This window comes from Nitrosomonas sp. Nm33, from assembly GCF_900107265.1.
In the GTDB taxonomy this organism is placed as follows: domain Bacteria; phylum Pseudomonadota; class Gammaproteobacteria; order Burkholderiales; family Nitrosomonadaceae; genus Nitrosomonas.
In genome coordinates, this window is record NZ_FNPJ01000168.1 from 1 (window position 1) to 1077 (window position 1077).

Below are 1077 nucleotides of genomic sequence, written 5' to 3' on the forward strand. Positions count from 1 at the left end.
AACCGTCATCACCCACTGCCCTTACCAGATCGATTACGCTTATTCTGATAATGGCAAAGAATATAAAGGCACTGACAGTCATGCTTTTGTTAAAACCTGCAAAACGCACGGCATCGGCCAGAAATTCACTCAAATCAATCGACCTCAAACCAACGGTAAAGCTGAACGTGTTATCCGCACCCTCATGCAGATGTGGCATGACAAGACCAACTTTAAAGACTGCACCGACCGGCAAACTCAACTCGACCGCTTTATTAACTTTTATAACACTGTCAAACCACATAAAAGTTTGAGTAACTCAACTCCTTATGAAATACTCCAACATTATTTCAATCAACCTCTCTGTAAACAACCCTGAGATTTCTTACACCTTAGTAATGTCTGCTTATCTCTTGATTTAATTGATAAGGCTATGACTACTTGTAAGAAAGCAGAAGAGCTTTCCCAGAGTAAGAAAGCTTGGGTAATCCATAATATTGGCAATATGTTAAATTATAGAGGATTGTATACAGAAGCAATCGCAACACTTCAAAAAGGATTGACTATTGAAACAACAGATCAATATGCTCATGATAGATTGGCTAAAGCCATAAAAGGCAAAGAAGAAGAGGAGGAGAAGTTTCATAAATTTTGCAAAGAAGGACGCAATTTAATTAGAAATCCAAAAAAAGAAGGTGAGCTAACAATAAATTTGTTTGATTAAGGTTGCTATTCTTTAATTACTAAAATTCTGAACTGGAATCCATTTTCTATAGGTTTTTCTGATCTGCCTCCAATCTTTATGACCCATTTGTTGGGTTACCCACAAGGAGTGTTCACCTCTTGAAAGGAGTGTTGATGCAAAAGTATGGCGGGTTTGGTAGAGGTTGCGGTAGGGGATATTGGCGTGTTTGAGTGCGGCTATCCAGACTCTTTTTTCGGATGGCTTGATCGTTTTTCCAGGGTGAATTGGTGCGTGAGTCATGGAATACGACGTCGTTTAACGTGAGTTCGACATAAGAATCACAACCCTACAAGTGGAAGAGCTTGAGTGAATCTGATATTAAGTGAAGGTTTCTTCTCGCGGAACGTGTAAGC

Annotated in this window: 3 protein-coding genes; all 3 read left to right on the forward strand. The window is 39.4% G+C overall.

What is annotated here, in order from left to right; genetic code table 11:
- Positions 1-133: 133 nt before the first annotated feature.
- Positions 134-358, forward strand: coding sequence for an integrase core domain-containing protein (locus BLV54_RS17440; RefSeq protein ID WP_371113312.1), 225 nt, complete (start codon positions 134-136; stop codon positions 356-358).
- Positions 359-412: 54 nt separating this feature from the next.
- On the forward strand, positions 413-703 hold the full coding sequence (locus BLV54_RS15310) for a hypothetical protein (protein ID WP_090572424.1): 291 nt from the start codon (positions 413-415) through the stop codon (positions 701-703).
- Between the two features lie 144 nt (positions 704-847).
- On the forward strand, positions 848-988 hold the full coding sequence (locus BLV54_RS16350; protein ID WP_176969813.1) for a hypothetical protein: 141 nt from the start codon (positions 848-850) through the stop codon (positions 986-988).
- The last annotated feature ends 89 nt before the right edge of the window (positions 989-1077 follow it).